Here is a 26,082-nt window from a genome sequence, read left to right on the forward strand (position 1 = left end):
CGAATTAGTATTTGTATTGATTTTTCAAATGTTGTTTGCGCGGGCTGTTGTCAACTATTAGATCTGATAGTTGTTGTGCTGGTTTTTATGGGTTAGGTTTTTATTGTGTTGTCCAGGAGTGATTAACTAACGTTTTAAGCAGGAGGTTGTCATGGATTTTTCAAGGGCGGAGAGCGGGCTGCCAGTTATTGATGGGAAAGATTTACAACCTATATCGGGAAGGTTACATGGCACTCTCAAGGTGCAAGGTGCAGAAGATATTGCTGTTACAGCAACGAGTTTGTATTTTTATTGGGTCAAGGAACCCCCTTATTTTTGGTTCTTCACGGATTACCGGGAAAGACGCTCTTGATCTTCATGAAAAAGAATTCGCTGTCCCGGTAACCGTACGCCATCCGCTTGATGACCTTTATTCGATTGTTTATTCCTTCCAACTGACCGGTGTGCATCGGCCAGCGAACCCGGCTGACGATGCCCCGCCAGTAACCCTTTAGCCGTTTGGCGAACTGGATCAGAGCTGGTATTTCGCTTTCGTGCGCATGGCGCAGCCATTGCTTCCAGGCCGATCGCCAATCCCAGGCAGTACTCGGGGTCCAGAGTGTTTTGAGTTCAGCCTTCATCAAGTAGACCGTCATCAACGCTTGGTTGGCCGCCAGTAGATCCTCCAGGCGGACCTGTTGTTCCGGCGTTTTCAAGTTCTGCGGATTGCGCAGCAACAGCCATCGCGCCTGCTTGATGACCTTGCGGGCAGGCTTGTCGTGACGCAACCGGTTAGCCTCGTCGACGCGGACCCGATCAATCACCTCTCGGCCATATTTGGCCACCACATGGAAGAGGTCGTAGACCACTCGCGCGTTGGGACAGTGCTGACGAACCTCCAGGTCAAAAGCGGTGTTCATGTCCATCGCCACCGCTTCGATTCGAGCACAACCCTCTGGCCCCAGTTCTTCGAAGAAAGGCCTGATCGCTGCTCGGCTGCGACCTTCACCGATCCACAGCACTCGTCGTGTATCCGCATCCAGCACCACGCTGGCGTAACGATGACCTTTGAACAGGGCGAACTCGTCCATCACCAGACGTCGCGGTTGCGCCTTTGGCAAAACGCTCAACGCCGCTTGCAAGGCTCGACGCTCCAGCAACCGAACGGTGTCCCAGTGCAGCCCAAACAGTTGAGCCACGTGCAGTGTGGGAAGGCGCTCGCAGGCTTGAATGACCGCCTCGGCCAGACGCCGCGTCATGCGGGCATAGCGGTCCAGCCAACTGACGGCCTCCATACGTTTACCGCAGTCACGACAGCCAACACGCCTGAGCAACACGCTGAGGCGCACCGCACGGCCGAGAATCGGTAAATCGCGGACGGTCCGCTCGCAATACTCATGCGTGGTTGAACAGGGTTTTTGGCAGCCGCTACAGGAAGGGAACCGGGTGGCGTGGGGAATCAGGTCGATCTGAAGCGCGTCGCCATCAGGCTTGATGGTGACGACAGAAAAGCCCTCCCAAAAAGGAAGGAAAGTATTAATATCGTGCATAAGAACGCCGTTTTGTTAGATGTGTTTGCTCGCACGAACATCATCAAGCAAATCGGCGTTCTTGTTTCTGTGTTTCCCGGGATTCCGTGAAGAACCTTATTTTTTTCTGCTCGTAGAGGACACAAAAATCGGGATGGAGTTGACTCTCCGTGGTGACAAGCTCGAGGCAGAAAAAAGATACAGTATTGGTATGGAGCCTGGTGATGTGGAGGCGGGTTTCTTTTGGAAGGGGTCTACGGGGCATTCTCAGTCGGACAAGGTCGGGGGGCTGAATGTCATGTTCATTACGCCTGGAGAAGATTTTGAGACAATCGAAGGGTATTTTAGTTTTGGGTATAAAGAACTGGGTGAGGGGTTTGAGCGGCAAGTAGATTTTTCGTGCCCTAGCTTCTCCTTAAGAGTGCCGAAGTTAACGGTTTTGTGATCGGTATGTTGGTGTTGTGAAGTTGATGTGAGTCAGTGTGTTGGTCAATCAAGTCTAGTGCCAATAAAGACCCGCGCCATGGAGCACGTATAGCTCAATGGCGTGGTTTTTTCGTATTGCCAGATCAGAATATTTTTATCGCCAGTGGTTGTTCCTCCCTCGGCTAATATTTCCCGGTTTGCTACTTGTCGCACGAACCACAACGTTACCGGCCGGCTGCGGATGGTTGCGGGGGAAGCAATCGCGGCCTATGGTCCATGCGAGGCATTGTCTGTGACTGGCAGGCCATGGCCTGCCGCAGGTTACTGTCCATCCAGTGCGGATTCGCGCCACGAGGTGAAGACATGCCAGACAATTCCCGTCCTGCCGTGCTCGAGCTGATCGGCAATACACCGCTGGTGCGAGTGAGCCGCTTTGATACTGGGCCTTGCACCCTGTTCCTCAAGCTTGAGTCACAGAACCCCGGTGGTTCGATCAAGGACCGCATCGGCCTGGCGATGATCGACGCCGCCGAGCGCGATGGCCGCCTGCGTCCGGGTGGCACCATCGTCGAGGCCACGGCTGGCAATACGGGCCTGGGCCTGGCCCTGGTGGGCCGCGCCAAGGGTTATCGGGTGGTGCTGGTGGTGCCGGACAAGATGTCCACCGAGAAGGTGCTGCACCTCAAGGCCATGGGGGCCGAGGTGCACATCACCCGCTCCGATGTCGGCAAGGGGCATCCGGAGTACTACCAGGACGTCGCCGCGCGGCTGGCGCAGGAGATCCCCGAGGCGTTTTTTGCCGACCAGTTCAACAACCCGGCCAACCCGCTGGCCCATGAATGCAGCACCGCGCCGGAGATCTGGGCGCAGACCCAGCATGACCTGGACGCCATCGTCGTCGGCGTCGGCTCGGCCGGTACCCTGACCGGGTTGACCCGTTTCTTCCGCCGAGTACAGCCGAACCTGGCCATGGTGCTGGCCGATCCTGTTGGTTCGGTGATGGCCGAATACAGCCGCAGCGGCACCCTTGGTACCCCCGGCTCGTGGGCGGTGGAGGGCATCGGCGAGGACTTCATCCCGTCCATCGCCGACCTGTCCAGCGTGCGCCAGGCCTATTCGATCAGCGATGAAGAAAGCTTCGAACATGCCCGCCAGTTACTGCGCGCCGAAGGCATTCTCGGCGGATCTTCCACCGGCACGCTGCTGGCGGCGGCCTTGCGCTACTGTCGTGATCAGACTGAGCCCAAGCGGGTGGTCAGTTTTGTCTGCGATACCGGCACCCGCTACTTGTCCAAGGTCTACAACGACCAGTGGATGACCGATCAGGGCTTGTTGCAGCGCAAGCGCTACGGCGACCTGCGGGACCTGATCGCCAGGCGTTTCGAGGACGGCCGGGTGATCAGCGTCGGCCCCGACGACACGCTGCTGACCGCTTTCCAGCGCATGCGCCTGGCGGATGTGTCGCAGTTGCCGGTACTGGTCGATGGCCAGCGCCTGGTGGGCGTACTCGATGAATCGGATGTCTTGCTGGGGGTGCACCAGGATGCTGCGCACTTGCGCATGACGGTGGCCTCGGCCATGACCAAGCAACTGCATACCTTGCCGGCCGCCGCCAGCCTGGCCGAGCTGCAGGCCGAGCTCGACCGCGGGTTGGTGGCGATCATCGCCGACGCTTCAGGTTTCCATGGCCTGATTACCCGAGTCGACCTGCTCAATCATCTACGGAGATCCCTTGCATGAGTCATCAGGATAAAACCGCCGCGCCCCAGTATTTCGCCACCCGGGTGATCCATGCCGGGCAAGTGCCGGACCCGACGACCGGAGCGCTGATGCCGCCGATCTACGCCAACTCCACGTATTTGCAGCAGAGTCCCGGCGTGCACAAGGGTTTCGACTACGGCCGTTCGCACAATCCCACCCGGTTTGCCCTGGAGCGCTGCGTGGCCGACCTGGAGGGCGGTACCCAGGCATTTGCCTTCGCCTCCGGGCTGGCAACTATCTCCACGGTGCTCGAGCTGCTGGATGCCGGTGCGCACATTGTCTCCGGCAACGACCTGTACGGGGGCACCTTCCGCCTGTTCGACAAAGTGCGCCAACGCAGCGCCGGGCATCGTTTCAGTTTCGTCGACCTGACCGACCTGGCAGCCTTCGAAGCGGCGCTGCAGGACGACACGCGGATGGTCATGGTCGAGACGCCGAGCAATCCCTTGCTGCGCCTGACCGACCTCAGCGCCATCGCGCGGATCTGCCGTGCGCGGGGGATCATCAGTGTCGCCGACAACACCTTTGCCAGCCCGTGGACGCAGCGCCCGCTGGAGCAGGGGTTCGATATCGTGCTGCACTCCACCACCAAGTACCTCAACGGCCATTCCGATGTGATCGGCGGCATAGCGGTGGTTGGGCACAACGCTGAGCTGGCCGAGCGCCTGGGTTTCCTGCAAAACGCGGTGGGCGCGATTGCCGGGCCGTTCGACGCCTTTCTCACCTTGCGCGGGGTCAAGACCCTGGCCTTGCGTATGGAGCGTCACTGCAGCAACGCGCTGGACCTTGCCCAGTGGCTGGAGCGCCAGCCGCAGGTGGCGCGGGTCTATTATCCCGGCCTGCCGTCACACCCCCAGCACGAATTGGCGCAGCGCCAGATGCGCGGCTTCGGCGGGATGATTGCCCTGGACTTGAACAGCGACCTGGCCGGTGCCCGGCGGTTTCTCGAGGCGGTGCAGATCTTTGCCCTGGCCGAGAGCCTGGGAGGAGTGGAAAGCCTGATCGAGCATCCGGCAATCATGACCCACGCCACCATTCCACCTGCGACTCGGGCAGAACTGGGGATAGGCGACGGGCTGGTGCGTTTGTCGGTTGGGGTGGAAGCGGTCGAAGACCTGCGCGCCGACCTGGCCCAGGCGCTGGCACGGATCTGAGGCCAGCCGTGCAACAGGCATAAAAAAATCCGCAATCCTTGAGGGGATTGCGGATTTTCGTGAGGCCCAGGGATCAGCCTGGTGCGCATCGGGCTGATCAGAACATCTTCAGCTTCGGTGCGACTTCTGGCACGGGCTCATTCTTCGCGGTCTGGGCGTTCCAGCCGCCACCCAGGGCCTTGTACAGGTTCACTTCGCTGACCAGTTGCGACAGGCGATCGGTGATCAGCGATTGCTGCGCGCTGAACAACTGACGTTGGGCGTCGAGGAAGGTCAGGTTGCTGTCGACACCAATGCGGTAGCGACGCTCGGCCAGGCGGTAGTAATCCTGGTTGGCCTGGACGAAGTCACTCTGGGCCTGCAACTGCTGGTTGAAGGTCTGGCGTGCGGCGAGGCCGTCGGAGACTTCCTGGAAGGCGGTCTGGATCGACTTCTCATACTGCGCAACGGTGATGTCTTTCTGGATTTTCGAGTAATCCAGGCTGGCACTCAGGGCGCCGGCGTTGAAGATCGGCAGGTTGATCTGGGGCTGGAACAACCAGGTCCCCGAACCGCCCTTGAACAGGCCGGACAGGTCCGGGCTGAGCGTGCCGGCATTGGCCGTCAGGCTGATGCTCGGGAAGAACGCAGCCCGCGCCGCGCCGATATTGGCGTTGGCAGCCTTGAGGTTGTGCTCGGCGGCCAGGATGTCCGGACGTCGTTGCAGCAGGTCCGAAGGCAGGCCGGCCGGCACTTCGCTGAGCAGGTCGTCAGCCAATGGCTTGGCGGCGGTCAGGTTGGCAGGCAAGCCAGTACCCAGCAGCAGGGTCAGGCTGTTCTCGTCCTGGGCGACCAGGCGGGTGTACTTGGCCAGTTGCACCTTGGCGTTTTCCACCGAGGTACGCGACTGGCTCAGGTCCAACGCCGAGGCCACGCCGACTTCGTTGCTGCGCGCGGTGAGGCGGTAGCTTTCTTCGAAGGTGGCGAGGGTGTCCTGCGTCAGCTTCAGCAGTTCCTTGTCGGCCTGCCAGGTCAGGTAGGCGTTGGCCACGTTGGCCACCAGGCTGAGCTGGGTGCTGCGCCGCGCTTCTTCGGTGGCGAAGTAGTTCTGCAGCGCTTGCTCGTTGAGGCTGCGAATACGCCCGAACAGGTCGAGCTCATAGGCGCTGACGCCCAGGGTCGCCGAGTAGGAGCTGCTGATCGAGGATTCGCCGGTCTGCGAGGCGTCTGCCGGCAGGCGTTGGCGGCTGCCGCTGCCATTGGCCGAAACGGCGGGGAACAGGTCGGCGCGGGAAATGCGGTACTGGGCCGCATAGGCGTCGATGTTCAGCGCCGCGACGCGCAGGTCACGGTTGTTTTCCAGCGCGGTCTGGATCAGTTGCTGCAGGGCCGGGTCATGGAAAAACTGCTTCCAGCCTTGCTCGGCGGCGGCCTGGTTCGGCGCCTGGGCCGGCGAGTAAGCCGGCCCTTGCGGGTACTGCCCGGCCACAGGGGCCTCGGGCTGCTGATAATCGGGTATCAGCGAGCAGCCACCGAGCACGAACGCGGCGACGGCTAGGGAGAGTAGCGACTTGCTCATTGGCCAGCCTCTTTAGGAGTTTCGGTGGCGTCATCCGGCTTGGCATTCTTGCGCTGCCCCATGGACGACACGGTGACAAAGAACAGGGGTACCCAGAACACGGCCAGTACGGTAGCGGTGATCATACCGCCGATCACCCCGGTACCGATGGCGTGCTGGCTGCCCGAACCGGCGCCGGTGGAAATGGCCAGTGGCACCACACCCAGGACGAACGCGAGCGAGGTCATGATGATCGGTCGCAGACGCATCCGGCAGGCCTCGATCGCGGCGTCGCGCAGAGTGCGTCCCTGTTCATGCAGTTCCTTGGCGAATTCGACAATCAGAATGGCGTTTTTCGCCGCCAGACCGATGGTCGTCAACAGGCCTACCTGGAAGTACACGTCGTTGGACAGGCCGCGCAGGCTGGTGGCGAGCAGGGCACCGATGATCCCCAGCGGCACCACCAACATCACCGCGATCGGAATCGACCAGCTTTCGTACAACGCCGCAAGACACAGGAACACCATCAGCAACGACAGGGCGTACAGGGCAGGCGCCTGGGAACCCGACAGGCGTTCCTCATAGGACAGGCCAGTCCAGGAGATACCCACCCCCGCCGGCAGCTTCTTGGCCAGGGCTTCGACTTCAGCCATGGCTTCACCGGTGGAATAGCCCGGGGCCGGAGCACCGAGGATTTCCATGGCTTCCACGCCGTTGTAACGCGCCAGCTTCGGCGAGCCGTAGATCCAGGTGCCCTTGGCGAAGGCCGAGAACGGCACCATGGTTCCCTGGCTGTTGCGCACGTACCACTTCTTCAGGTCTTCAGGGGTCATCCGCGAACCCGGCACGCCCTGAATGTAGACCTTCTTCACTCGACCGCGGTCGATGAAGTCGTTGACGTAGCTACTGCCCAGGGCAATCGACAGGGTGTTGTTGATGTCGGTCAGCGTTACGCCCAAGGCGCTGGCTTTCTCGTCATCGAGTTCCAGTTGGAACTGCGGTTCGTCGTTCAGGCCGTTAGGACGCACCTGGGACAGCACCTTGCTCTGTGCCGCCATGCCGAGGAACTGGTTGCGGGCCTCCATCAGCTTCTCGTGGCCGATACCGGCGCGGTCCTGCAGGAACACGTCGAAACCGGTGGCGTTACCCAACTCCAGTACCGCTGGCGGGGCGAAGGCGAACACCATGGCATCACGGAACGTGAAGAAGTGCTGCTGGGCCCGTTCTGCGACCTTGAACACGCTGTTGTCGGCGTTACGCTCGTCCCACGGCTTGAGCATGATGAATGCCATACCCGAGCTCTGGCCACGGCCGGCAAAGTTGAAGCCGTTGACCGTGAACACCGAGGCAACCGCATCACCTTCACCGCCATCCTTACCGGAGCGCAGGAGGTATTCACGCATTTCATCGACCACCACCTGGGTGCGCTGGGCACTGGAACCCGCCGGGGTCTGGACCTGGGCGAACAGTACGCCCTGGTCTTCTTCCGGGAGGAATGCGGTCGGGATGCGGGTGAACAGCCAGATCATGCCAACGATGATGATCAGGTAGGCCAGCAGGTACGGCGCCTTGTGCGTGAGGATGTTGCCCACGCCACGCTCGTAGCTGCGTACGCCGCGATCGAAATTGCGGTTGAACCAGCCAAAGAAACCACGCTTGGGCGTGCCGTGCTCGCCCTTGGGAATGGCCTTGAGCATGGTGGCGCAGAGCGCCGGGGTAAAGATCAGGGCGACCAGTACCGAGAGGGCCATGGCCGAGACGATGGTGATCGAGAACTGCTTGTAGATCACCCCGGTAGAGCCGCTGAAGAACGCCATCGGCAGCAGTACCGCCGACAGTACCAGGGCAATACCCACCAGTGCGCCCTGGATCTGGCCCATGGACTTCTTGGTGGCTTCCTTGGGCGACAGGCCTTCTTCGCTCATCACCCGTTCGACGTTTTCCACCACGACGATGGCATCGTCCACCAGCAAGCCGATGGCCAGGACCATACCGAACATGGTCAGGGTGTTGATGCTGAACCCGAACGCCGCGAGGATGCCGAATGTACCCAGCAATACCACCGGCACGGTCATGGTGGTGATGACGGTGGCGCGGAAGTTTTGCAGGAACAGGAACATCACCAGGAACACCAGCACGATCGCTTCGACCAGGGTGTGTACTACGCCCTTGATCGATTCGGTCACCACCGGGGTGGTGTCGTACGGGAAGACTACTTCCATGCCTTCAGGGAAGAACGGCTTGAGGCTTTCGATGGTGGTGCGCAAGGCTTTGGCAGTATCCAGCGCGTTGGCGCCGGTAGCCAGTTTCACCGCAAGGCCGGAGGCCGGTGCGCCGTTGAACTGGGCGTTGATACTGTAGTTCTCACCACCCAGGGCGACATCGGCGACATCCTTGAGGCGAACCTGGGAGCCGTCCTTGTTGACCTTGAGCAGGATTTCCTTGAACTGCTCGGCAGTCTGCAGGCGGGTCTTGCCGATGATCGTGGCGTTCAGCTGGGTGCCGGGCAGGGCAGGCAAGCCGCCGAGCTGACCGGACGAGACCTGGACGTTTTGTGCCGCAACGGCGGCCTTGACGTCCACCGGAGTCAGGTTGAAGTTGTTTAACTTGGCCGGGTCCAGCCAGATACGCATGGCGTACTGGGCACCGAACACCTGGAAGTCGCCGACGCCGGCGGTCCGGGAAATCGGGTCCTGCATGTTGGACACGATGTAGTTGGACAGGTCGTCCTTGGTCATGCTGCCGTCACGCGACACCACACCGATCACCAGCAGGAAGTTCTTCACGGCCTTGGTGACGCGGATCCCCTGTTGCTGCACTTCTTGAGGCAGCAGCGGGGTGGCCAGGTTCAGCTTGTTCTGCACCTGGACCTGGGCGGTGTCGGAGTTGGTGCCTTGCTCGAAGGTCGCGGTAATGGTCATGGTGCCGTCGGAGTTACTTTCCGAGGACACATAACGCAGGTTGTCGATACCGTTGAGCTGTTGCTCGATCACCTGGACCACGGTGTCCTGCACGGTCTGTGCAGAAGCACCTGGGTAGGTCACAGAGATGGCGATCGCCGGTGGGGCGATGCTCGGGTATTGGTTGATGGGCAGCTTGAGGATCGATAGAGCCCCGACCAGCATGATCACCAGGGCAATTACCCAGGCGAAAATCGGACGGTCGATAAAAAATTTCGACATGGTTTACTCCCCTTTGCCGCCTGCAGCTTTGTCTGTTGCCTGTGCAGGGGCCGGGTTTTTCGCGGCTACGTTGGTCGCTTCGCTGACTTGGACTTCAACGCCGGGCTTGACGTACTGCAGGCCTTCGGTGATCAGGCGATCGCCAGCCTTGAGGCCGTCTTCGATCAACCATTGGCTGCCCACGGTGCGGCTGGCCTTGAGCTGGCGCAGTTCGACCTTGTTGTCAGGGCCTACGACCAGCGCTGTTGGCGAGCCTTTGAGGTCACGGGTCACGCCTTGTTGCGGCGCCAGGATGGCGGCGGCGTTGACCCCGGCTTGCAGTTGGGCGTGAACGAACATGCCTGGCAGCAGGGTGTGATCAGGGTTGGGGAATACTGCGCGCAAGGTCACGGAACCGGTGGCTTCATCGACCGAGACTTCGGAGAACTCCAGCTTGCCCTGTCGCTTGTACTCACTGCCGTCCTCGAGGGTCAGCTTGACCATCGCGGCGTTGTCACCGGATTTCTGCAGGCGACCGCTTTCCAGCTCACGGCGCAATTCCAGCAGTTCCACCGAGGATTGCGTCACATCGACGTAGATCGGGTCCAGTTGCTGGATCACGGCCATGGCGTCGACCTGGCCATTGTTTACCAGGGCACCTTCGGTGACGTTGGAGCGCCCGATGCGACCGGTCAGCGGCGCCAGTACCTTGGTGTAGCGCACATTGATCTGGGCGGTCTGCAGCGAGGCTTCCGATTGCAGGCGGTTGGCCAGGGCAGTGTCGTACTCCTGGCGGCTTACGGCTTGTTCGGTGACCAGTTGTTTGTAGCGATCGGAAATCGATTTGGTCGATTGCAGATTGGCTTCGGCGCTTTTCAAGGTGGCCTGGTAGACCGACGGATCGATCTGGTAGAGCTGCTGGCCTTCCTTGACCTCGGCACCTTCTTTGAACAGGCGCTTGAGGATGATGCCGTTGACCTGTGGGCGAACTTCCGCGATGCGGTAGGCCGTGGTGCGGCCCGGCAGTTCGGAGGTCAGGGTAAAGGCTTGGGTTTGCAGGGTAACGACGCCGACCTGAGGGGCGTGTGCAGCAGGGGCCGCCTCTTCCTTTTTACATCCGCTGAGCAGCGATGCCAGGGCGACGGCAGTGACCAGAGCGGTAACAGCTGGCTTGAATTGCATGAAGATCCTCGGGTCAGGCGCGCACAATGCGCACTAGAAAAGTGGAAAGATGAAAAAGTCGCGGTGAGTGGATAAGTAGCTTGCTAAGGAATATACTTACGTTCATGGTTGTTTGTAAACACCTTTGACCGCGTACACACCCGGTTACCAGAGCTATTTCAAGGTGTGAATTGTAGGCCGGGGACCAAGCCCGTAAGAGGTGATCCCCACATTTGTTCAGAAGATGTTCAGGCATCGCTGAAGCATTCCTGATTGAGGTTTTACTGCCATGGTTCGTCGCACTAAAGAGGAAGCGCAAGAAACCCGCAACCAGATACTCGAAGCCGCTGAGCAAGCCTTTTACGAGCGGGGCGTGGCGCGCACTACGCTGGCGGACATCGCCACCCTGGCCGGGGTGACTCGTGGTGCTATCTATTGGCATTTCAGCAACAAGGCCGACCTGGTCCAGGCCATGCTCGACAGTCTGCGCGAGCCGTTGGATGAGATGGCGCGGGCGAGCGAAAGTGCAGACGAAGAAGATCCGCTGGGCTGCATGCGCAAGCTGCTGATTCATTTGTTTCATCAAGTTGCCTTGGATCCGAAGACCCGCCGCATCAATGAGATTCTGTTTCACAAGTGTGAGTTCACAGATGAAATGTGTGATCTGCGCCAACAACGTCGCACGGTCAGTCTGGATTGCAACATGCGTATCGCGCTGGCATTGCGTAATGCAGTGAATCGTGGACAGTTGCCGGAAAACCTCGATACCGAGCGTGCGGCGGTGAGCATTCATGCCTACATCGATGGCATGCTTTATCAATGGCTGCTGGCCCCCGAAAGCTTTGAGCTGCACCTGGAAGCTGAACGCTGGGTCGACACCGGGCTGGAAATGCTCCGCCTGAGTCCCAGCCTGCGACTGCCGGACAACATGCGTAATTGAGTCTGCCTGTGTCAACACTTAAGGTGAACACTGTCCCGACTGCATTCGCCTTTTGGCGATGGGGTGCTTTTATATACGGACATTCGCCTGCTTGATACATAGCGGGCTACGTATTTTGTAGGGAAATTGTGTCGAGTGTGTGAATGAGTGCGAGCCACCCGTTGTTCAAGACCGCCGAACAACCCGTCAAGGGCATTCTCCTGATTTGCCTGGCTGTGCTGTTGTTCGCCAGCCATGACACCCTGTCCAAGTACCTCTCCGGTTTTTATCCAATAGTCATGGTGGTGTGGGCGCGCTACGTGGTGCACACCCTGTTGATGCTGATGGTGTTTGTCCCGCGCAGCGGTTTTTCCGCGGTGGTGCGCACCAAGCGTCCCGGGCTGCAGTTTTTGCGGGCGATGTGCCTGATCGGCACCAGTCTGTTTTTCACCACCGGGTTGCGCTACATCCCGTTGGCCGAAGCCACTGCCGTGAACTTCCTCGCACCGTTGCTGGTGACCGCGCTGTCGGTACCGTTGTTGGGCGAGCACGTGACCCGCCGCCAGTGGCTGGCGGTGCTCGGCGGTTTTGCCGGGGTGCTGATCGTGATCCGCCCGGGCGGGGCACTGTTTACTCCGACCATCGTCCTGCCGCTGTGCTCGGCGCTGTGTTTCGGCTTTTACCAGTTACTGACCCGCAAGCTCACCGGCATCGACAGCCCGACCACCAGCAACTTTCTCACCGGCATCATCAACAGCCTGATCATGAGCGCGTTGTTGCCGTTTTTCTGGAGCACGCCGAGCTGGCCGCATGCTGTGTTCATGATTGGCCTGGGCACCTGCGGCATGCTGGGCCACATGCTGCTGACCCAGGCCTTCCGGCATGCGGCGCCGGCAATGCTGGCGCCGTTCAGCTATGGGCAGATTCTGTTCGCCGGGATGTACGGCTACCTGATCTTCGACCATACCCCGGACAGCTACGCCATCGTCGGGATCGCGGTCATTTGCCTGAGCGGCCTGGCGGTCGCCTTTGGCCAGCGCAAACGCTGAAGAAACCCCGGAATGAAAAAGCCCCGGTACGAACCGTAATGCTGTTCACTTAAGCGGAGCAGCCTTACGGTCCACTGGGAACCGGGTCTTTGAAATCTTCACCGTCCTTGGCCTCGAAGGCCTGGGGCGGTGATCCAGAAACAATCCCCCGATACCTGCCCTCAGTTCCGCCAAGCGTCTCCCTGTCGCTGAAACTGGATTGGCTGCTGCCATCACGATCAATTGCACGGCGATGTACTGACAGGCCGGTTTGAAACGGATGTCCGAAGGCGCTCGACCAAACGCCACCGCCGCTTGGCTCGCTTCCCGGCGAATCACGTTGTAAGCCAGCAACAGCCCCCACACTTCCTGATAGATCAGCTCGATTTTTTTGCTGCGCAAGGTCATTGCGTTCTGTTGCATTGAACTCTTGATGTCCCTGAAACCCAACTCGATCTCCCAACGCTCCTGATAAAGTTTGGCAACAGCCTTAGTGGTGTAGGTCTTGGCCGGCAAGGACGTCATGACGGTTTTCACTTTGCCTTGAATTTCATAGCTGACTTCGCGTACCTCCCAGTGCGAGGGAAGAGTCGGATTTCGCTTTCTGGCCTGTGGCGAGACTTTCATACGCACCAAACGGTCGCGCTGGTTGTAGCGGGCCACTTCCTCGCAGACCAGTCCCTTTTTTGCCGGGATCAACCAATGACGGCTGGTGCCCGTTCTACTTAGGCTCAACAGCAGCTCCGCGCCCCAGAACCCTTTGTCGAACAGCGTCACCGAGTGGTCGGGAATCTGCTGCAAAAACTCGTCGGCCAGGCGCATTTCACTGCGTCGGTAGGGGCTCAATTGTGCATCTAGGATCACGTGCGAACGCACATTCATTAGCGCCACCAGGCGCAGCATCGGAAACGGTGTCTGGCGATCGCTGGGGGTGTTTCCCGACCCGAAGTGATCTCGAAGCTCGGGCGTATCCGGGGTGCGAAAAAGCGCACCGTCCACCGCGAAAACCTGCAAATTATGCCAGGCATCATCGTCATAGCGCTCTGCGCCCCAATGGTTGCCGGTCTTACGGAACAACCACTCAACAGGATCGGCGCCGAGCCGTTTACGAGCTTCGGTTACACCACTGCGCGCCAGCAAATGGTCAGAGGCCAGGCCTTGGGCGCAGATGTTCAAACGCCTGGCCACCTCGTGAACCGGCTCGTCACGAAATAACGCCATGCCAAGCACTAGCCACAGCACTTGATCAGCGGGCAGGCGCCGCCGGCGAATGGTCGCCTGACTGGAGAGGTCGAGCGCAGACGCTACCCACTCGATGGGAATGTTTTGGGTGAAGGTGCTCAGGTCGCAGAAGTTAAAAAGGTCGTCGAGGTCGAGCAGGTCCTGTTGAACAGACATAAAAAATCCGATGCCAGAGGTCTGGCATCGGATTTTCTAGGAAGCCCGGCGTGAGCTCAAATGCTTAAGTGAACAGCATTACGGTACGAACCGGGGCTTTTTCATTTTGGCTGACGGCTTACAGCGTTGGGTAGTCGATGTAGCCGACCGGGCCCTTGGCGTAGAACAGTTCCGGACGTGCCTCGTTGAGCGGTGCATCGGCTTTCAGGCGAGCAGGCAGGTCTGGGTTGGCAATGAACGGCACGCCGAACGCTACTGCATCGGCCTTGCCGCTGGCCAGCCAGGCGTTGGCGCTGTCCTTGGTGAAACGCTCGTTGACGATGTACGGGCCACCGAAGGCGGCCTTGAGCTGTGGCCCGAGGCTGTCGCCGGCTTCTTTTTCCCGCGAGCAGATGAACGCGATACCGCGCTTGCCCAGTTCACGTGCCACGTAGGTGAAGGTTTCGGCCAGGTTGTCGTCGCCCATGTCATGCAGGTCGGCACGGGGAGACAGGTGCACACCTACGCGGCCGGGGCCCCAGACTTCAATTGCGGCGTCGGTCACTTCCAACAGCAGGCGCGCGCGGTTTTCCAGCGAGCCACCGTAATGGTCGGTGCGCTGGTTGGTGCTGCTTTGCAGGAACTGGTCGAGCAGGTAGCCGTTGGCTCCGTGGATCTCGACCCCATCAAAGCCTGCGGCCTTGGCGTTTTCGGCGCCCACCCGGTAAGCGTCGACGACGTCGGCGATCTCGGCGATTTCCAGGGCGCGCGGGGTCGGGAAGTCGGCGAGGGGGCGAACCAGGCTGACATGGCCTTTGGGCTGCAGGGCGCTTGGTGCGACTGGTGCCTCACCGTTGAGGTAGGAGGGGTGGGAAATCCGGCCCACGTGCCACAGTTGCAGGAAAATCTTGCCGCCGGCGCCGTGGATGGCCTTGGTCACGTTGCTCCAGCCCCGCACCTGATCGTTGGACCAGATGCCCGGGGTGTCCGGGTAGCCCACGCCCAAGGGCGTGACCGAAGTGGCTTCGCTGAGGATCAGCCCGGCGGAGGCGCGCTGTACGTAGTACTCGGCCATCAGCGCGTTGGGCACTCGACCTTCGTCCGCGCGGCAGCGGGTCAAGGGGGCCATGATGATGCGGTTGGCCAACTCGAGGTCGCCCAGTTTGATTGGATCGAAAATAGTCGTCATGTAAAAGCGCTCGCAGGTAGATCAGTTGGTCGCAGGAGCCAGTTCGGCGTCGCCGCCCTGGCGGAAGGTAATCAGGGTCACCAGCAGGGCGAGTACCGCCAGTGCTGCCGCCGCGAGTGGCACGCTGGTCAGGCCAAAACCGTGGGCAATCACGCAGCCGCCGACCCAGGCGCCGAGGGCGTTGCCGATGTTGAAGGCGCCGATGTTGAGGGTCGACACCAGGTTCGGTGCGGCCTTGCCGTAGGTCACCACGTTGACTTGCAGGGCCGGCACGGCGGCAAAACACGCGGTAGCCCAGAGGAACAAGGTAATTTCGGTGGGGATCAGTGCAACGCTGGTCCAGGTCAGCACCGTGGAGATCACGGCCATCGAGATGAACACGCCGATCAACGTGGCGGCCATGCCCTTGTCTGCCAGCTTGCCGCCGATAATGTTGCCGACCGTCAGGCCCAGGCCGATCAGCATCAGGGTCCAGGTCACACCGCGAGGCGAGACGCCGGTGACTTCGCCCAGCAGCGGCGCGACATAGGTGAACAGAGTGAATACCGACGCGGCGAACAGCGCGGTCATGCTCAGGGACAGCCAGATACCAGCGCCCTTGAGAGCCCGCAGTTCGGCCCGCATGTCGAGTTTTTCTTCATCGCGCTTGGCCGGCAGGAAGCGGATCAGGCCGATCAGGGCGACCACGCCGATCACCGTCACCGCCCAGAAGGTCGAGCGCCAGCCGGCTTGCTGGCCGAGCGCAGTGCCTAGCGGTACGCCAAGCACGTTGGCCAGGGTCAGGCCGGTGAACATCAAGGCTACGGCCGAAGCACGCTTGTTGGCCGGCACCAGGCCTGCCGCGACCACCGAGCCGATGCCGAAAAACGCACCGTGGCAGAGGGCGGTGACCACCCGGGCAAACATCAGCACGTTGTAGTCGGTGGCCAGGGCGCACAGCAGGTTGCCGACGATGAAAATCCCCATCAACGCTACCAGCGCCGCCTTGCGTGGCAGTTTGGCGGTGGCCAGGGCCATGAACGGCGCACCGATCGCCACGCCGAGGGCGTAACCGGTCACCAGCCAGCCGGCGCCGGGAATCGACACACCGAGGTCGGCCGCCACATCGGGCAACAGGCCCATGATGACGAACTCGGTGGTGCCGATGGCGAAGGCGCTCAAGGCCAGGATGAGGAGCGAGAGGGGCATGGGTGGAGTCCTTGTCGAGCTCCTCAGAGCTCTTTGCCTAAGGTGTCGAGGAACGCCTGGATGGTTTCCTCGTTACGTTTGTAGAAATGCCATTGGCCGACTTTCTGGCTGCGGATCAGGCCGGCCCGGTGCAAGGTCGCCAGGTGCGCAGAGACGGTCGATTGCGACAGGCCGCAGCGTTGATCGATTTGCCCGCAGCAGACGCCGAAGTCGGTGCTGTGCTCCTGATCGGGGAACTGGGTCGCGGGGTCTTTCAGCCAGTTGAGGATGTCTCGCCGTACTGGGTGTGCCAGGGCTTTTATTATTTCGTCGAGGTCGATGGTGGACATGGCAGTGCTCGAATTGGGTAAAACGTTATATCGCGATAAGGCGAACTTTAAATCGGTACTTCGCGATATACCAATATGATTTTGATCTGAGGTCAGCTTGAATCGGTATATCGGGTTATAACGATATTTGTGGCGCGGTGCTAAGCTACGCGCTATGAACTATCTCGCACATCTTCACCTCGGTGGCCAGCGTCCCGGTCAATTGCTCGGCAGTTTGTACGGCGATTTTGTCAAAGGCCGGCTGCAAGGGCAGTTTCCTGCGGAGGTCGAGGACGCCATCACCCTGCATCGACAAATCGATGTGTTCACCGACCGTCATGGCTTGGTGGACGTCGCGTTGTCGCGTTTCAGCCTGACCCGGCGGCGCTATGCCGGAATCGTGCTCGACGTGTTTTTCGACCATTGCCTGGCCCGGGATTGGGCGTTGTATGCCGATTCGTCGTTGCCGGCCTTCACTGCGGACGTGTACCGAGTACTCGCCGCCGAACCGCAGTTGCCGGGGCGGCTGGCGCAGATCGCGCCCTACATGGCGGCGGATGACTGGCTGGGTTCGTATCGCGACTTTGCAGTGCTCGACCAGGTGCTGCGGGGGATCTCGCGGCGCCTGTCACGTCCCGAAGAACTGGCCGCCGCGATGCAAGAGCTGGAGCGCTTGTATGAACCGCTGAGCGAGGACTTTCGTTTGTTCTATCCAGAACTGCAGCGGTTTTCGGCGCAGCACCTGCGTACGCCTTGATATCGCTAGCCGGTTCCCCCCGCCGTTGGATTCAGGCCGCGATCAGCTCACCTGCAGGTCTTGGTTGGGCCGGTTGTGCCACGTCACCAAACAACGCGTTGTGCACCGCTTGCTGGGCGGCAAACGCCAGGGCGGCGCGCTCCTGGCCGTGACAGGTTATGGGCTTGAGCAGGTGGATGTGGACGTCGCCCTGGTCGTTGGCGAACAGGCGCATCAGGTGCGATAGCAAGTCGTCATCGCCGATGAAGGGCGCCAGAGGGTCGATCTGCCCGTCGCGCAGGTAACGGATCGCCACGGGTTGCAGCGCGACATCGGCGTCGATCGCGGCCGAGAGCAGGCGGCCATGGAAGGTGCGCAGTGAGCGCCCATCGGTGGTGGTGCCTTCGGGGAACATCAGCAGCGGGTGTTGCTGGTGCAGGTGACGGCTCATTTGCTTGCGGATCAGTTGGCTGTCACCCGCGCCGCGGCGGATGAACAGGCTGCCGGCCTTGGCCGCCAGCCAGCCGGCGACCGGCCAGGTGCGCACTTCGGCCTTGGACAGGAACGACAGGGGGGTGAGCATGCCCAGCAAGGGAATGTCGGTCCAGGACACGTGGTTGCTGACCCAGAGCATCGGCTGTTGCGGCAACTGCCCATGCACCGTCACCCGAAAGGGCAGGGCGCGGCTCAAGCGCTTCATGAAAAACCGCGACCAGCGTTGGCGCCGCAGCATCGAATTGGCCACTCCCAGACGCTCGAACAGGCCAAACACCAAGGCCATGCTCAAGCCGAGCGCCACCACCAGCAACACCCTGGTCACCCTTGCGTACACCCGCAAGCGGCTCATTACACGGCCGCCTTGAAGTGCTTGGCGTAACGCGGGCAGAGCTCATCGCGCTTGAGCAGGATGAACACATCGGCGACCTGGAAGTCTTCGTCCCAGCACGGCTCGCCGCAGATCTTCGCGCCCAGGCGCATGTAGGCCTTGAGCAGCGGCGGCATTTCGGCAATCACGTTGGACGGGATGTCGAGACTGGGCAGCGGCTTTTTTGGTTCGGCGCGCAGGTGCTCGGTGCACAGGTAACGTTCGCGCAGGCGCTGCATGATCGCGTGGGCCTGGATCCCGCCGTCCTGCATCGGAATGCTCGCGCAACCCATCAAGTAACTGTAGCCACCCTGGTTCAGGACCTCGGCCAGTTCCCCCCACAGCACGGCGATGGTGCCGCCGTTGCGGTATGCCGGGTCGACGCAGGTGCGGCCGATTTCCAGGATCGGTCCTTGCAGGTGCACCAGGCCGTGCAGGCTGAACTCCTCCTCACTGTAGAAACGTCCCAGGCTGCTGGCCGCCGTGTGGTCGAGCAGGCGGGTGGTCGCGACCAAGCGTCCGGTGTTCAGGTCCCGCACACCAATGTGGCTGCAGTGAACATCGTAGTCATCCATGTCCAGACCCAGTTCCGCGCCTTTGAGTTTGGCGTTGAATTCTCCGCTAAAGACATTGAAGCGCAGGGCCTGGGCTTGTTGCAGGGCCTGGGCACCGATCAGGCGTTCGGCTTGCAGGCGGCGTTCAGTGCCGGTGTCGCGGATGCAGGCGATCTGGGTCATGGTGAATCTCCGTACTGGCTGCTCACCCGTCATGGGTTGCAGTCGATCGACTTTGTTGTGCAAAGTCAGGCTATGTAGCCCCGGTGTCATCGCCATGAAGCTTTGGTGATGCTTGTATGACAGCCCTTGAGGAGCCGTATATGCCTTGGCAAGCCCTGCTGAACTGCCGCACACGATTGCCCGCAAACCCCGACCTGGCCGAGGGTTACGCCCGATTGCTGGAAACCTTGGGGGCGGTAACGCCGTTCGAACTGGCCGTGCGCGGTGCACGTTTGATGGCCACCCCCGGCTGGGCATTTCTGGTGGGTTACCAGGCTGCCTTGCGCATGTTGTGGCCCAGCGCACCCCTGAGCCTGGGGGCTTTATGTGCGACCGAACAGCGCAGCCTGCGCCCGGCGGACATGCAAACTCGCTTGAGCGACCTGCGCCTGAGCGGGCGCAAGGACTTCGTCACTGCTGGCGATGCGGCGGACTGGTTGCTGATCGCCGCACGCAGCGAAGATCCGGGCCAGTCCCCACGCTTGAGCCTGGCGGTGGTGTATCCCGGTGAACCGGGGGTGCGCCTGGAGAAACTGCCCGCCATCCCCTTGATGCCGGACATCAGCCACGGCCGGCTGTTTCTCGACGGTGCCTTGTGTGAACTGCTGGCCGGCGATGGCTGGGATGCCTACGTCAAACCCTTCCGCACCCTGGAAGACCTGTATGTGCTCAGCGCCCTGTGCGCCTGGCTGTATGGCGTCGGCGAGGACAGCGACTGGCCGCAAGCGCTGCAATTGAAGTTGCTGGCGCTGCTGGCCGGGTGCGCCGAGGTCAGCCGGCAGCCGCCCAACAGCAGCGCCGGGCATGTCCTGCTCGGTGGCCTGTTCGCCCAGTTCGAGGGTTTGCAGGGTGCGCTGGATGAAGCTTTTGCCGATGGCCCGCCACAGTGGGCGGGCTTGTGGACGCGCGATCGCGCGGTACTCGACCTGGCGGCTGGCGCACGGGCCAAGCGGTTGGCCAAGGCGTTGGCTGGGGCCTTGTAGAATTGTCACCTATCTGGACTAGGCTCAGCAGGTTTCTCCTGCCGAGCCACAGCCCATGTTCAAAGGCGTTTTCCTGCTGTTGATGTTGTTGTGCAGTTGCGCGGTAACTGCACAGGACTGGCCCGCCGAGCAATGGGCGCCCGGTCCACCCGGCAGTGGCCCGGCGCTGGCGGCGCTGGAGGACTATGCCTTTGCCAACCGTGACGAGGCCACCCGCAAGGGCATCCGCACCGATGCCTTGCTGGTGATCCGTGACGGTCAACTGGTCTATGAGCGCTACGCCGGCGGCACCACGGCCGACACCCCGCACCTGACCTGGTCGGTCAGCAAAAGCCTGATGGCCGCCGTGCTGGGCGTGGCCTATGGCGAAGGCCGGTTCTCCTTGCAGGACCCGGTGGCGAAGTTCTTGCCTGCCTTGATGCCTCATCCCGGGATCAGTTTCGCCGATCTGCTGCACTGGGCGTCAGGGTTGGACTGGCAGGAAGACTATGAGTACGCCCCCTTGAACTCATCGGTGGTGGCCATGCTGTATACCCGTGGGCATACCGATATGGCGGGCTTCACCGCCGCACACCCGGCATTCGGCGCACCCGGGCAACACTTTCGTTATTCCAGCGGCGACAGCAACCTGTTGTCTGCGGCGCTGAAAAACATCCTCGGTGCGCAGCGTTACGCCGACTATCCCTGGACCGCACTGTTCGAACCCCTGGGTATTCGCAGCGCCGTGTGGGAGCGCGACGCCACGGGCACCTTTGTCGCGTCCTCCTACGCCTACATGACTGCCCGCGACCTGGCGCGCATCGGTCTGCTGATGCAGCGCCAGGGTCGTTGGGGCGAGCGCCAGTTGCTGCCTGCCGATTGGGTCGCGTTCAATCTCCAGCCCTTCGCCCACTACCAGGCTAATCAGGATGCCGCCGTGCCGGGTGGTCATTGGTGGCTCAATCGCCCGGTGGATGGCGCGCCGCGGCCCTGGCCCGATGCACCGCCAGACAGCTTCGCCGCCTTGGGCCACTGGGGGCAGGCGCTGTACGTGCTGCCTGGTGAGAAGCTGGTGATCGTGCGGTATGCCGATGATCGTGATGGCAGTTACCGTCACAACGAACTGCTCAAGCGCGTCCAGGCCGCGTTCCCACCGCAGGTGCTGCCATGACCGGTGATTTTGTGCGGCGCCGTCCGCTACTCAGCCTGCTGTTGGGGTTGCTGGTCCTGATGTTGGTCCTGTTGCTGGGTTGGGGCTGGCAGCAGCGGGTTGCCTTGTCGGCGTTCCCCGACATCCTCAGCGCCTACACTGCCAAGGAGTATTGTTCCTGTCGCTACGTGGCCGGTCAGTCGGCGCCGTATTGCCAGGGGTACGTCAAGCAGTACCTGCCCATCAGCGATTTTGTCGATGATCCCGAGCACAAACGGGTCAAGGTCAGCGGCCTGGGACGCACCCATACCGCCAGTTGGCTGGGCGTGCGCGAGGGCTGTCGGCTGATTCCGTGATCTTCCAGGTTTGCAATCGGCACCGGGCCAGTTAAGGTTCGTTCAGGTTTATCGGCCCGACGAGTGTCTATGTTCAACCGCTCCCTCTATAAAGCAGTCGCGTTCTCGCTGCTGGCCGGCTGCGCCGCGTCAGCCCAGGCCAATTGGTACCTGGACGGCGAGTCCTCACGCCTGTCGTTTATCTCCACCAAAAACACCCATATCGCCGAGGTCCAGCGCTTTCTGGTGCTGCACGGCAAGGTCGATCCCAAGGGCCTGGCGCAAGTCGAAGTCGAGTTGGACTCGGTCAACAGCGGCGTGCCGCTGCGCGATGAGCGCATGCGCAAGGAGCTGTTCGAGATCGAGGCGTTTCCCGAGGCGTTGATTACCACCCAGATCGATCTGCGGCCGATCAACGACCTGGCCCCCGGCGCGCAGCTGGAGTTGCGTCTGCCATTGACCGTCAGCCTGCATGGCAAGCAGCACAGCTACGACGCCGAGCTGCTGGCAACCCGCCTGGATGATCGGCGGTTCCAGGTGGTGACCCTGGAACCGGTGGTGATCAGTGCCGCGGATTTTGACCTGGTGCCGGGGCTGGAACGGCTGCGCAAGCTGGCCGACCTGTCGGCCATCAGTCTGTCGGTACCGGTGGGCGCGGTACTGATTTTCACGGCGCGCTGACATGGCCGGCGCGGTGTTTCCGTGGCGTGACGGCAACCGCTTTGAATTGCTGGTCGACGGCCCGCAATTCTTCCCGCGCATGCTGCAGGCGATTGCCAATGCCCAGGAGCAGGTCGAACTGGAACTCTACCTGGTGGAGGCGGGTGCCTGCGCCGAGGCAATGGTGCAAGCGCTGGTGCAGGCCGCCGAGCGCGGCGTGCGGGTGCGTTGCCTGTTCGATGACTATGGCAGCCTGGCTTTCACTCTCGGCCTACGGCGCCGGCTGAACGAAGCCGGAGTCGAGCTGCGCCTTTACAATCGCCTGAGCTGGCGGCGCTGGGTGCGCAACCTGTACCGCGACCACCGCAAGTTGCTGCTGGTCGACCAGGTGCTGGCGGTGGTCGGCGGCACCGGGGTCACGGATGAATTCTGGACGCCGGGTCACGACAGCAGCGAATGGCATGAGGTGATGGTGGAAATCAGCGGCCCGCTGGTGCACGACTGGCAGTCGCTGTTCGATCGCCAATGGCGTGCCAACCGCCACCGCCGCGCCTGGAAGCCGGCCTCGGACTTCGGTCTGCCGCGCCTGCCCCGGGTGCCGTCGGTGGGTGAAGGGATGGGCCGGGTGGCCTATGCCGACGCCGGCCAGCACCGGGATATCCTGCAATCACTGTTCCGCGCCCTCAACAGCGGCCAGCGGCGCATCTGGCTGGCGACCCCGTATTTCTTGCCGACCTGGAAGATCCGCCGCTCCCTGCGCAAGGCCGCCGCCCGTGGCATCGATGTGCGCCTGCTGCTGACCGGGCCGCGCACTGACCACCCCTCAGTGCGGTATGCCGGGCATCGTTACTACCCGCGATTGCTCAAGGCCGGGGTAAAAATATTCGAGTACCAGCCGTGTTTCCTGCACCTGAAAATGGTCCTGGTGGATGACTGGGTGAGCATTGGCTCGTGCAACTTCGATCACTGGAACCTGCGGTTCAATCTGGAAGCCAACCTCGAGGCCCTCGATACCGGCCTGACCCAGGCGGTGGTGGCGAGTTTCGAGCGGGACTTCGGCCTGAGCCAACAGGTCAGTCTGGAGGAATGGCAACGCCGGCCGTTGTGGCGCCGGATCAAGCAGCGGGTGTGGGGATGGGTGGATCGGGTGGTGGTGAACCTGCTGGATCGGCGGGGCTGAAGCCCAGTCTCGCAAACACCCAAAATCTCTGTGGGTATATGCACTGTGGGAGCGGGCTGCCCGCGATAGGCATAGGTATCTACACAACTTTGTGGCGGCCTCTGGGCCGACCGGGGTGTTGGATATGTACTCGGTCTAATCCAACACCCTGGCCGGCCCACAGATGCAACGTCGCACCACAGTTGTGTAGATACCTATGCCGCGATAGGGCCGGCACATTCAAGCATCGATCCAAGCCCCTGTGGGAGCAGCTCGCTCCCACAGGGTAATGGTGTTGCCTCTGCGGTCAGAGCAACTCGAAGCTCTGCTGCGTCACCACCTCGGAATCCAGGCCGATCTGCACGTTGAACTTGCCAGGTTCGGCTGCGTACTTGAGCTGGGTGTTGTAGAACTTCAGGTCGTCTTCTTCGATGCTGAAATGCACGACTTTCTGTTCGCCGGCTTTGAGCAGCACTTTCTGGAAGCCCTTGAGTTCCTTGATCGGGCGGATCATCGACCCGGTCTCGTCCTGGATGTACAGCTGCACTACGGTTTCGCCATCACGCTTGCCGGTGTTCTTGACCGTCACACTGGCGTCGATCTTGCCGGTCTTGTTCAGCGTGGTCGACGACAGCGCCATTTCCGACAGGCTGAACTGGGTGTAGCTCAGGCCATAACCGAACGGGTAGAGCGGGCCGGTGGTGTCATCGAAGTACTGGGAGGTGTAGTTGCCAGGTTTGCCCGGCGTGAACGGGCGGCCGATGGTCAGGTGGTTGTAGTAGGTCGGAATCTGCCCCACCGAACGCGGGAAGCTGATCGGCAGCTTGCCGGACGGGTTGTAGTCGCCGAACAGTACATCGGCGATGGCGTTGCCGCCTTCGGTGCCGCTGAACCAGGTTTCGAGGATCGCGTCGGCTTGTTCGTTCTCTTCGAGAATGCTCAACGGCCGACCGTTCATCAGCACCAGCACCAACGGTTTGCCGGTGGCCTTGAGCGCCTTGATCAGCTCGCGCTGGTTGGCTGGCAGGTTGAGGTCGGTGCGGCTCGAGGACTCGTGGGACATGCCCCGGGACTCGCCCACGGCGGCAACGATCACATCGGCCTGCTGCGCGGCTTTCACCGCTTCGTCGATCAGTGCCTGCCCCGGGCGTGGGTCATCGACCACTTCCGGGGCATCGAAGTTGAGGAAGTTCAGGTAATCGACGACTTTCTTGTCCGAGGTGATGTTGGCGCCTCGGGCATAGTGCAGGGTGGCCTGGTCGCCGAGGGCGCGAGTCATGCCGTCGAACAGCGTCACCGATTGCGCCGGACGCCCGGCGGCGGCCCAACTGCCCATCATGTCGATTGGCGCCTTGGCGAGCGGACCGACCAGGACGATCTTCGCGGTTTTCTTCAGCGGCAGGGTTTCGTTGTGGTTCTTCAGCAACACCAGGCTGCGGCGCGCCACGTCACGGGCTTCGGCACGGTGCAGGCGGCTTTCGGCATAGGTGTCGACCGGGTCATCCTCGGCCTTGCCGATGCGCAGGTACGGGTCGCGGAACAGGCCCATGTCGTACTTGGCGCCCAGCACTTCACGCACGGCGTTGTCGATGTCGCTCTGCTCGATCTCGCCGGCCTTCAGCAAGCCCGGCAGTTCCTTGCCATACAGGGTGTCGTTCATGCTCATGTCGATGCCGGCCTTGATTGCCAGCTTCGCCGCTTCGCGACCGTCACGGGCCACGCCGTGCTTGATCAGTTCGAAAATCGCCCCGTGGTCACTCACCGCCAGGCCCTTGAAGCCCCACTCCTTGCGCAGCAGGTCCTGCATCAGCCACAGGTTGGCCGTGGCCGGAATGCCGTTGATCGAGTTCAGTGCCACCATCACCCCGCCCGCGCCGGCATCGATGGCCGCACGGTACGGTGGCAGGTAGTCCTGGTACATCTTCACCGGACTCATGTCGACGGTATTGTAGTCACGCCCGCCTTCGACCGCGCCGTACAGGGCGAAGTGCTTGACGCTGGCCATGATGTTGTCGGCGCCGATCAGGCCGGTGCCCTGGTAGGCCTTGACCATCACCTGGGCAATGCGCGACACCAGGTAGGTGTCTTCGCCGAACCCTTCGGAGGTGCGGCCCCAGCGAGGATCGCGGGAGATATCGACCATCGGCGCAAAGGTGATGTCGAGGCTGTCGGCGGCGGCTTCCTTGGCGGCAATGCGCCCGCTCAGGCCAATGGCGTCCATGTCCCAGCTCGAGGCCAGTGCCAGCGGGATCGGGAAAATCGTGCGGTGGCCGTGGATCACGTCATAGGCGAAGAACATCGGGATCTTCAGCCGGCTGCGCATGGCCGCGTCCTGCATCGGCCGGTTTTCCGGGCGAGTGATCGAGTTGAACGTGCCACCGATGTTCCCAGCGGCGATTTCCTTGCGGATCATCTCGCGCGGCATTTCCGGGCCGATGCTGATCAGGCGCAACTGGCCGATCTTTTCGTCCAGGGTCATCTGCTTCATCAGGTTGCTGACGAACGCGTCCTTGTTCTCAATGGGGGCAGGCTTGGTATCGGCCATTACCGAGTGACTGGCCAGGCCGATGGCCAGGCTCAGCAAACACAGCTTCTTCATGAATAGTTTTCTCAAACGCTAAAACGACGCTCAGCGAAACGCATCGGGTCAGCCAAAATTTAGGGAGCGACTATTGTTGAGTGGGTAAATGCAGCAAACTTCGAACTCTTTATTCGCGCTGGG

At 61.4% G+C, this 26,082-nt stretch carries 24 protein-coding genes; 13 read left to right on the forward strand and 11 right to left on the reverse strand.

The features are described from left to right. The first annotated feature begins 151 nt into the window (after positions 1-151). Positions 152-352, forward strand: a complete 201-nt coding sequence (locus PspS04_RS05920) for a hypothetical protein (protein WP_159994129.1) — start codon at positions 152-154, stop codon at positions 350-352. On the opposite strand, the gene PspS04_RS05925 is transcribed toward PspS04_RS05920, so the two are convergent. Then, positions 324-1,520, reverse strand: a complete 1,197-nt coding sequence (locus tag PspS04_RS05925) for an ISL3 family transposase (protein WP_237235003.1) — start codon at positions 1,518-1,520, stop codon at positions 324-326. The genes PspS04_RS05920 and PspS04_RS05925 overlap by 29 nt on opposite strands. Between PspS04_RS05925 and PspS04_RS27635 the strand changes: the two genes are divergently transcribed. From PspS04_RS27635 to PspS04_RS05940, 4 genes are all read left to right on the forward strand, one after another. Then, complete coding sequence (locus PspS04_RS27635) at positions 1,431-1,619, forward strand: hypothetical protein (protein ID WP_237235035.1); 189 nt, start codon at positions 1,431-1,433, stop codon at positions 1,617-1,619. The two genes, PspS04_RS05925 and PspS04_RS27635, sit on opposite strands and share 90 nt — an antisense overlap. A 43-nt stretch (positions 1,620-1,662) precedes the next feature. Then, positions 1,663-1,953, forward strand: coding sequence for a hypothetical protein (locus tag PspS04_RS05930; protein WP_159994133.1), 291 nt, complete (start codon positions 1,663-1,665; stop codon positions 1,951-1,953). 344 nt (positions 1,954-2,297) lie between these two features. Further along, on the forward strand, positions 2,298-3,674 hold the full coding sequence (locus PspS04_RS05935) for a pyridoxal-phosphate dependent enzyme (RefSeq protein WP_159994135.1): 1,377 nt from the start codon (positions 2,298-2,300) through the stop codon (positions 3,672-3,674). After that, the gene (locus PspS04_RS05940; RefSeq protein WP_159994137.1) at positions 3,671-4,849 is read left to right on the forward strand and encodes a trans-sulfuration enzyme family protein; all 1,179 of its coding nucleotides are present in this window, start codon (positions 3,671-3,673) and stop codon (positions 4,847-4,849) included. The genes PspS04_RS05935 and PspS04_RS05940 overlap by 4 nt, the downstream gene beginning before the upstream one ends. Before the next feature lie 97 nt (positions 4,850-4,946). On the opposite strand, the gene adeC is transcribed toward PspS04_RS05940, so the two are convergent. Genes adeC through emhA form a run of 3 tightly spaced genes read right to left on the reverse strand, consistent with a single transcriptional unit; the run spans position 4,947 to position 10,729 of the window. Continuing rightward, positions 4,947-6,407 carry an AdeC/AdeK/OprM family multidrug efflux complex outer membrane factor gene (gene adeC, locus PspS04_RS05945; protein ID WP_095167028.1) on the reverse strand — a complete coding sequence of 487 codons (1,461 nt, stop codon included), beginning with the start codon at positions 6,405-6,407 and terminating at the stop codon, positions 4,947-4,949. Continuing rightward, on the reverse strand, positions 6,404-9,568 hold the full coding sequence (gene emhB / locus PspS04_RS05950; RefSeq protein WP_095167030.1) for an efflux RND transporter permease subunit EmhB: 3,165 nt from the start codon (positions 9,566-9,568) through the stop codon (positions 6,404-6,406). Before emhB ends, adeC begins: the two co-directional genes overlap by 4 nt. Before the next feature lie 3 nt (positions 9,569-9,571). Further along, positions 9,572-10,729, reverse strand: coding sequence for an efflux RND transporter periplasmic adaptor subunit EmhA (gene emhA / locus PspS04_RS05955; protein ID WP_159994139.1), 1,158 nt, complete (start codon positions 10,727-10,729; stop codon positions 9,572-9,574). Positions 10,730-10,997: 268 nt separating this feature from the next. Between emhA and emhR the strand changes: the two genes are divergently transcribed. Beyond that, complete coding sequence (emhR, locus tag PspS04_RS05960) at positions 10,998-11,648, forward strand: efflux system transcriptional repressor EmhR (protein ID WP_095167034.1); 651 nt, start codon at positions 10,998-11,000, stop codon at positions 11,646-11,648. 143 nt (positions 11,649-11,791) lie between these two features. Beyond that, positions 11,792-12,676: a DMT family transporter gene (locus tag PspS04_RS05965; RefSeq protein WP_159994141.1), complete on the forward strand. Its 885-nt coding sequence runs from the start codon at positions 11,792-11,794 to the stop codon at positions 12,674-12,676. 45 nt (positions 12,677-12,721) lie between these two features. On the opposite strand, the gene PspS04_RS05970 is transcribed toward PspS04_RS05965, so the two are convergent. From PspS04_RS05970 to PspS04_RS05985, 4 genes are all read right to left on the reverse strand, one after another. Then, positions 12,722-14,053 carry an IS4 family transposase gene (locus PspS04_RS05970; protein ID WP_159993239.1) on the reverse strand — a complete coding sequence of 444 codons (1,332 nt, stop codon included), beginning with the start codon at positions 14,051-14,053 and terminating at the stop codon, positions 12,722-12,724. A gap of 118 nt (positions 14,054-14,171) precedes the next feature. Then, on the reverse strand, positions 14,172-15,221 hold the full coding sequence (locus PspS04_RS05975; protein WP_095167039.1) for an alkene reductase: 1,050 nt from the start codon (positions 15,219-15,221) through the stop codon (positions 14,172-14,174). A gap of 21 nt (positions 15,222-15,242) precedes the next feature. Further along, positions 15,243-16,409: an MFS transporter gene (locus tag PspS04_RS05980; protein ID WP_159994143.1), complete on the reverse strand. Its 1,167-nt coding sequence runs from the start codon at positions 16,407-16,409 to the stop codon at positions 15,243-15,245. A gap of 23 nt (positions 16,410-16,432) precedes the next feature. Then, positions 16,433-16,738: an ArsR/SmtB family transcription factor gene (locus tag PspS04_RS05985; RefSeq protein ID WP_095167043.1), complete on the reverse strand. Its 306-nt coding sequence runs from the start codon at positions 16,736-16,738 to the stop codon at positions 16,433-16,435. A gap of 154 nt (positions 16,739-16,892) precedes the next feature. Between PspS04_RS05985 and PspS04_RS05990 the strand changes: the two genes are divergently transcribed. Continuing rightward, positions 16,893-17,474 (forward strand): acyl carrier protein phosphodiesterase, encoded by a 582-nt coding sequence (locus tag PspS04_RS05990; protein ID WP_095167045.1) that lies wholly within the window; start codon positions 16,893-16,895, stop codon positions 17,472-17,474. Positions 17,475-17,505: 31 nt separating this feature from the next. On the opposite strand, the gene PspS04_RS05995 is transcribed toward PspS04_RS05990, so the two are convergent. Both PspS04_RS05995 and olsB read right to left on the reverse strand, forming a co-directional pair. Beyond that, the gene (locus PspS04_RS05995) at positions 17,506-18,300 is read right to left on the reverse strand and encodes a lysophospholipid acyltransferase family protein (RefSeq protein WP_159994145.1); all 795 of its coding nucleotides are present in this window, start codon (positions 18,298-18,300) and stop codon (positions 17,506-17,508) included. Further along, positions 18,300-19,055 (reverse strand): L-ornithine N(alpha)-acyltransferase, encoded by a 756-nt coding sequence (gene olsB / locus PspS04_RS06000; protein WP_095167049.1) that lies wholly within the window; start codon positions 19,053-19,055, stop codon positions 18,300-18,302. The genes PspS04_RS05995 and olsB overlap by 1 nt, the downstream gene beginning before the upstream one ends. 140 nt (positions 19,056-19,195) lie before the next feature. Here olsB and PspS04_RS06005 point away from each other — a divergent pair, with 140 nt between their 5' ends. From PspS04_RS06005 to PspS04_RS06025, 5 genes are all read left to right on the forward strand, one after another. Next, a complete protein-coding gene (locus tag PspS04_RS06005; protein ID WP_159994147.1) occupies positions 19,196-20,077 on the forward strand; it encodes an acyl-CoA dehydrogenase in 882 nt (293 codons plus the stop codon). 55 nt (positions 20,078-20,132) lie between these two features. Then, positions 20,133-21,227 carry a serine hydrolase domain-containing protein gene (locus tag PspS04_RS06010; RefSeq protein WP_159994149.1) on the forward strand — a complete coding sequence of 365 codons (1,095 nt, stop codon included), beginning with the start codon at positions 20,133-20,135 and terminating at the stop codon, positions 21,225-21,227. Continuing rightward, on the forward strand, positions 21,224-21,562 hold the full coding sequence (locus tag PspS04_RS06015; protein WP_159994151.1) for an amidase: 339 nt from the start codon (positions 21,224-21,226) through the stop codon (positions 21,560-21,562). Before PspS04_RS06010 ends, PspS04_RS06015 begins: the two co-directional genes overlap by 4 nt. A gap of 69 nt (positions 21,563-21,631) precedes the next feature. Next, positions 21,632-22,222: a YceI family protein gene (locus PspS04_RS06020; protein ID WP_095167057.1), complete on the forward strand. Its 591-nt coding sequence runs from the start codon at positions 21,632-21,634 to the stop codon at positions 22,220-22,222. Position 22,223: 1 nt separating this feature from the next. Continuing rightward, positions 22,224-23,381 carry a phospholipase D-like domain-containing protein gene (locus PspS04_RS06025; RefSeq protein WP_159994153.1) on the forward strand — a complete coding sequence of 386 codons (1,158 nt, stop codon included), beginning with the start codon at positions 22,224-22,226 and terminating at the stop codon, positions 23,379-23,381. 286 nt (positions 23,382-23,667) lie between these two features. Here PspS04_RS06025 and bglX read toward each other — a convergent pair whose 3' ends face one another. Beyond that, positions 23,668-25,959 carry a beta-glucosidase BglX gene (gene bglX / locus PspS04_RS06030; RefSeq protein WP_159994155.1) on the reverse strand — a complete coding sequence of 764 codons (2,292 nt, stop codon included), beginning with the start codon at positions 25,957-25,959 and terminating at the stop codon, positions 23,668-23,670. Positions 25,960-26,082: the final 123 nt, after the last annotated feature.

This window comes from Pseudomonas sp. S04 (genome assembly GCF_009834545.1).
Lineage (GTDB): Bacteria > Pseudomonadota > Gammaproteobacteria > Pseudomonadales > Pseudomonadaceae > Aquipseudomonas.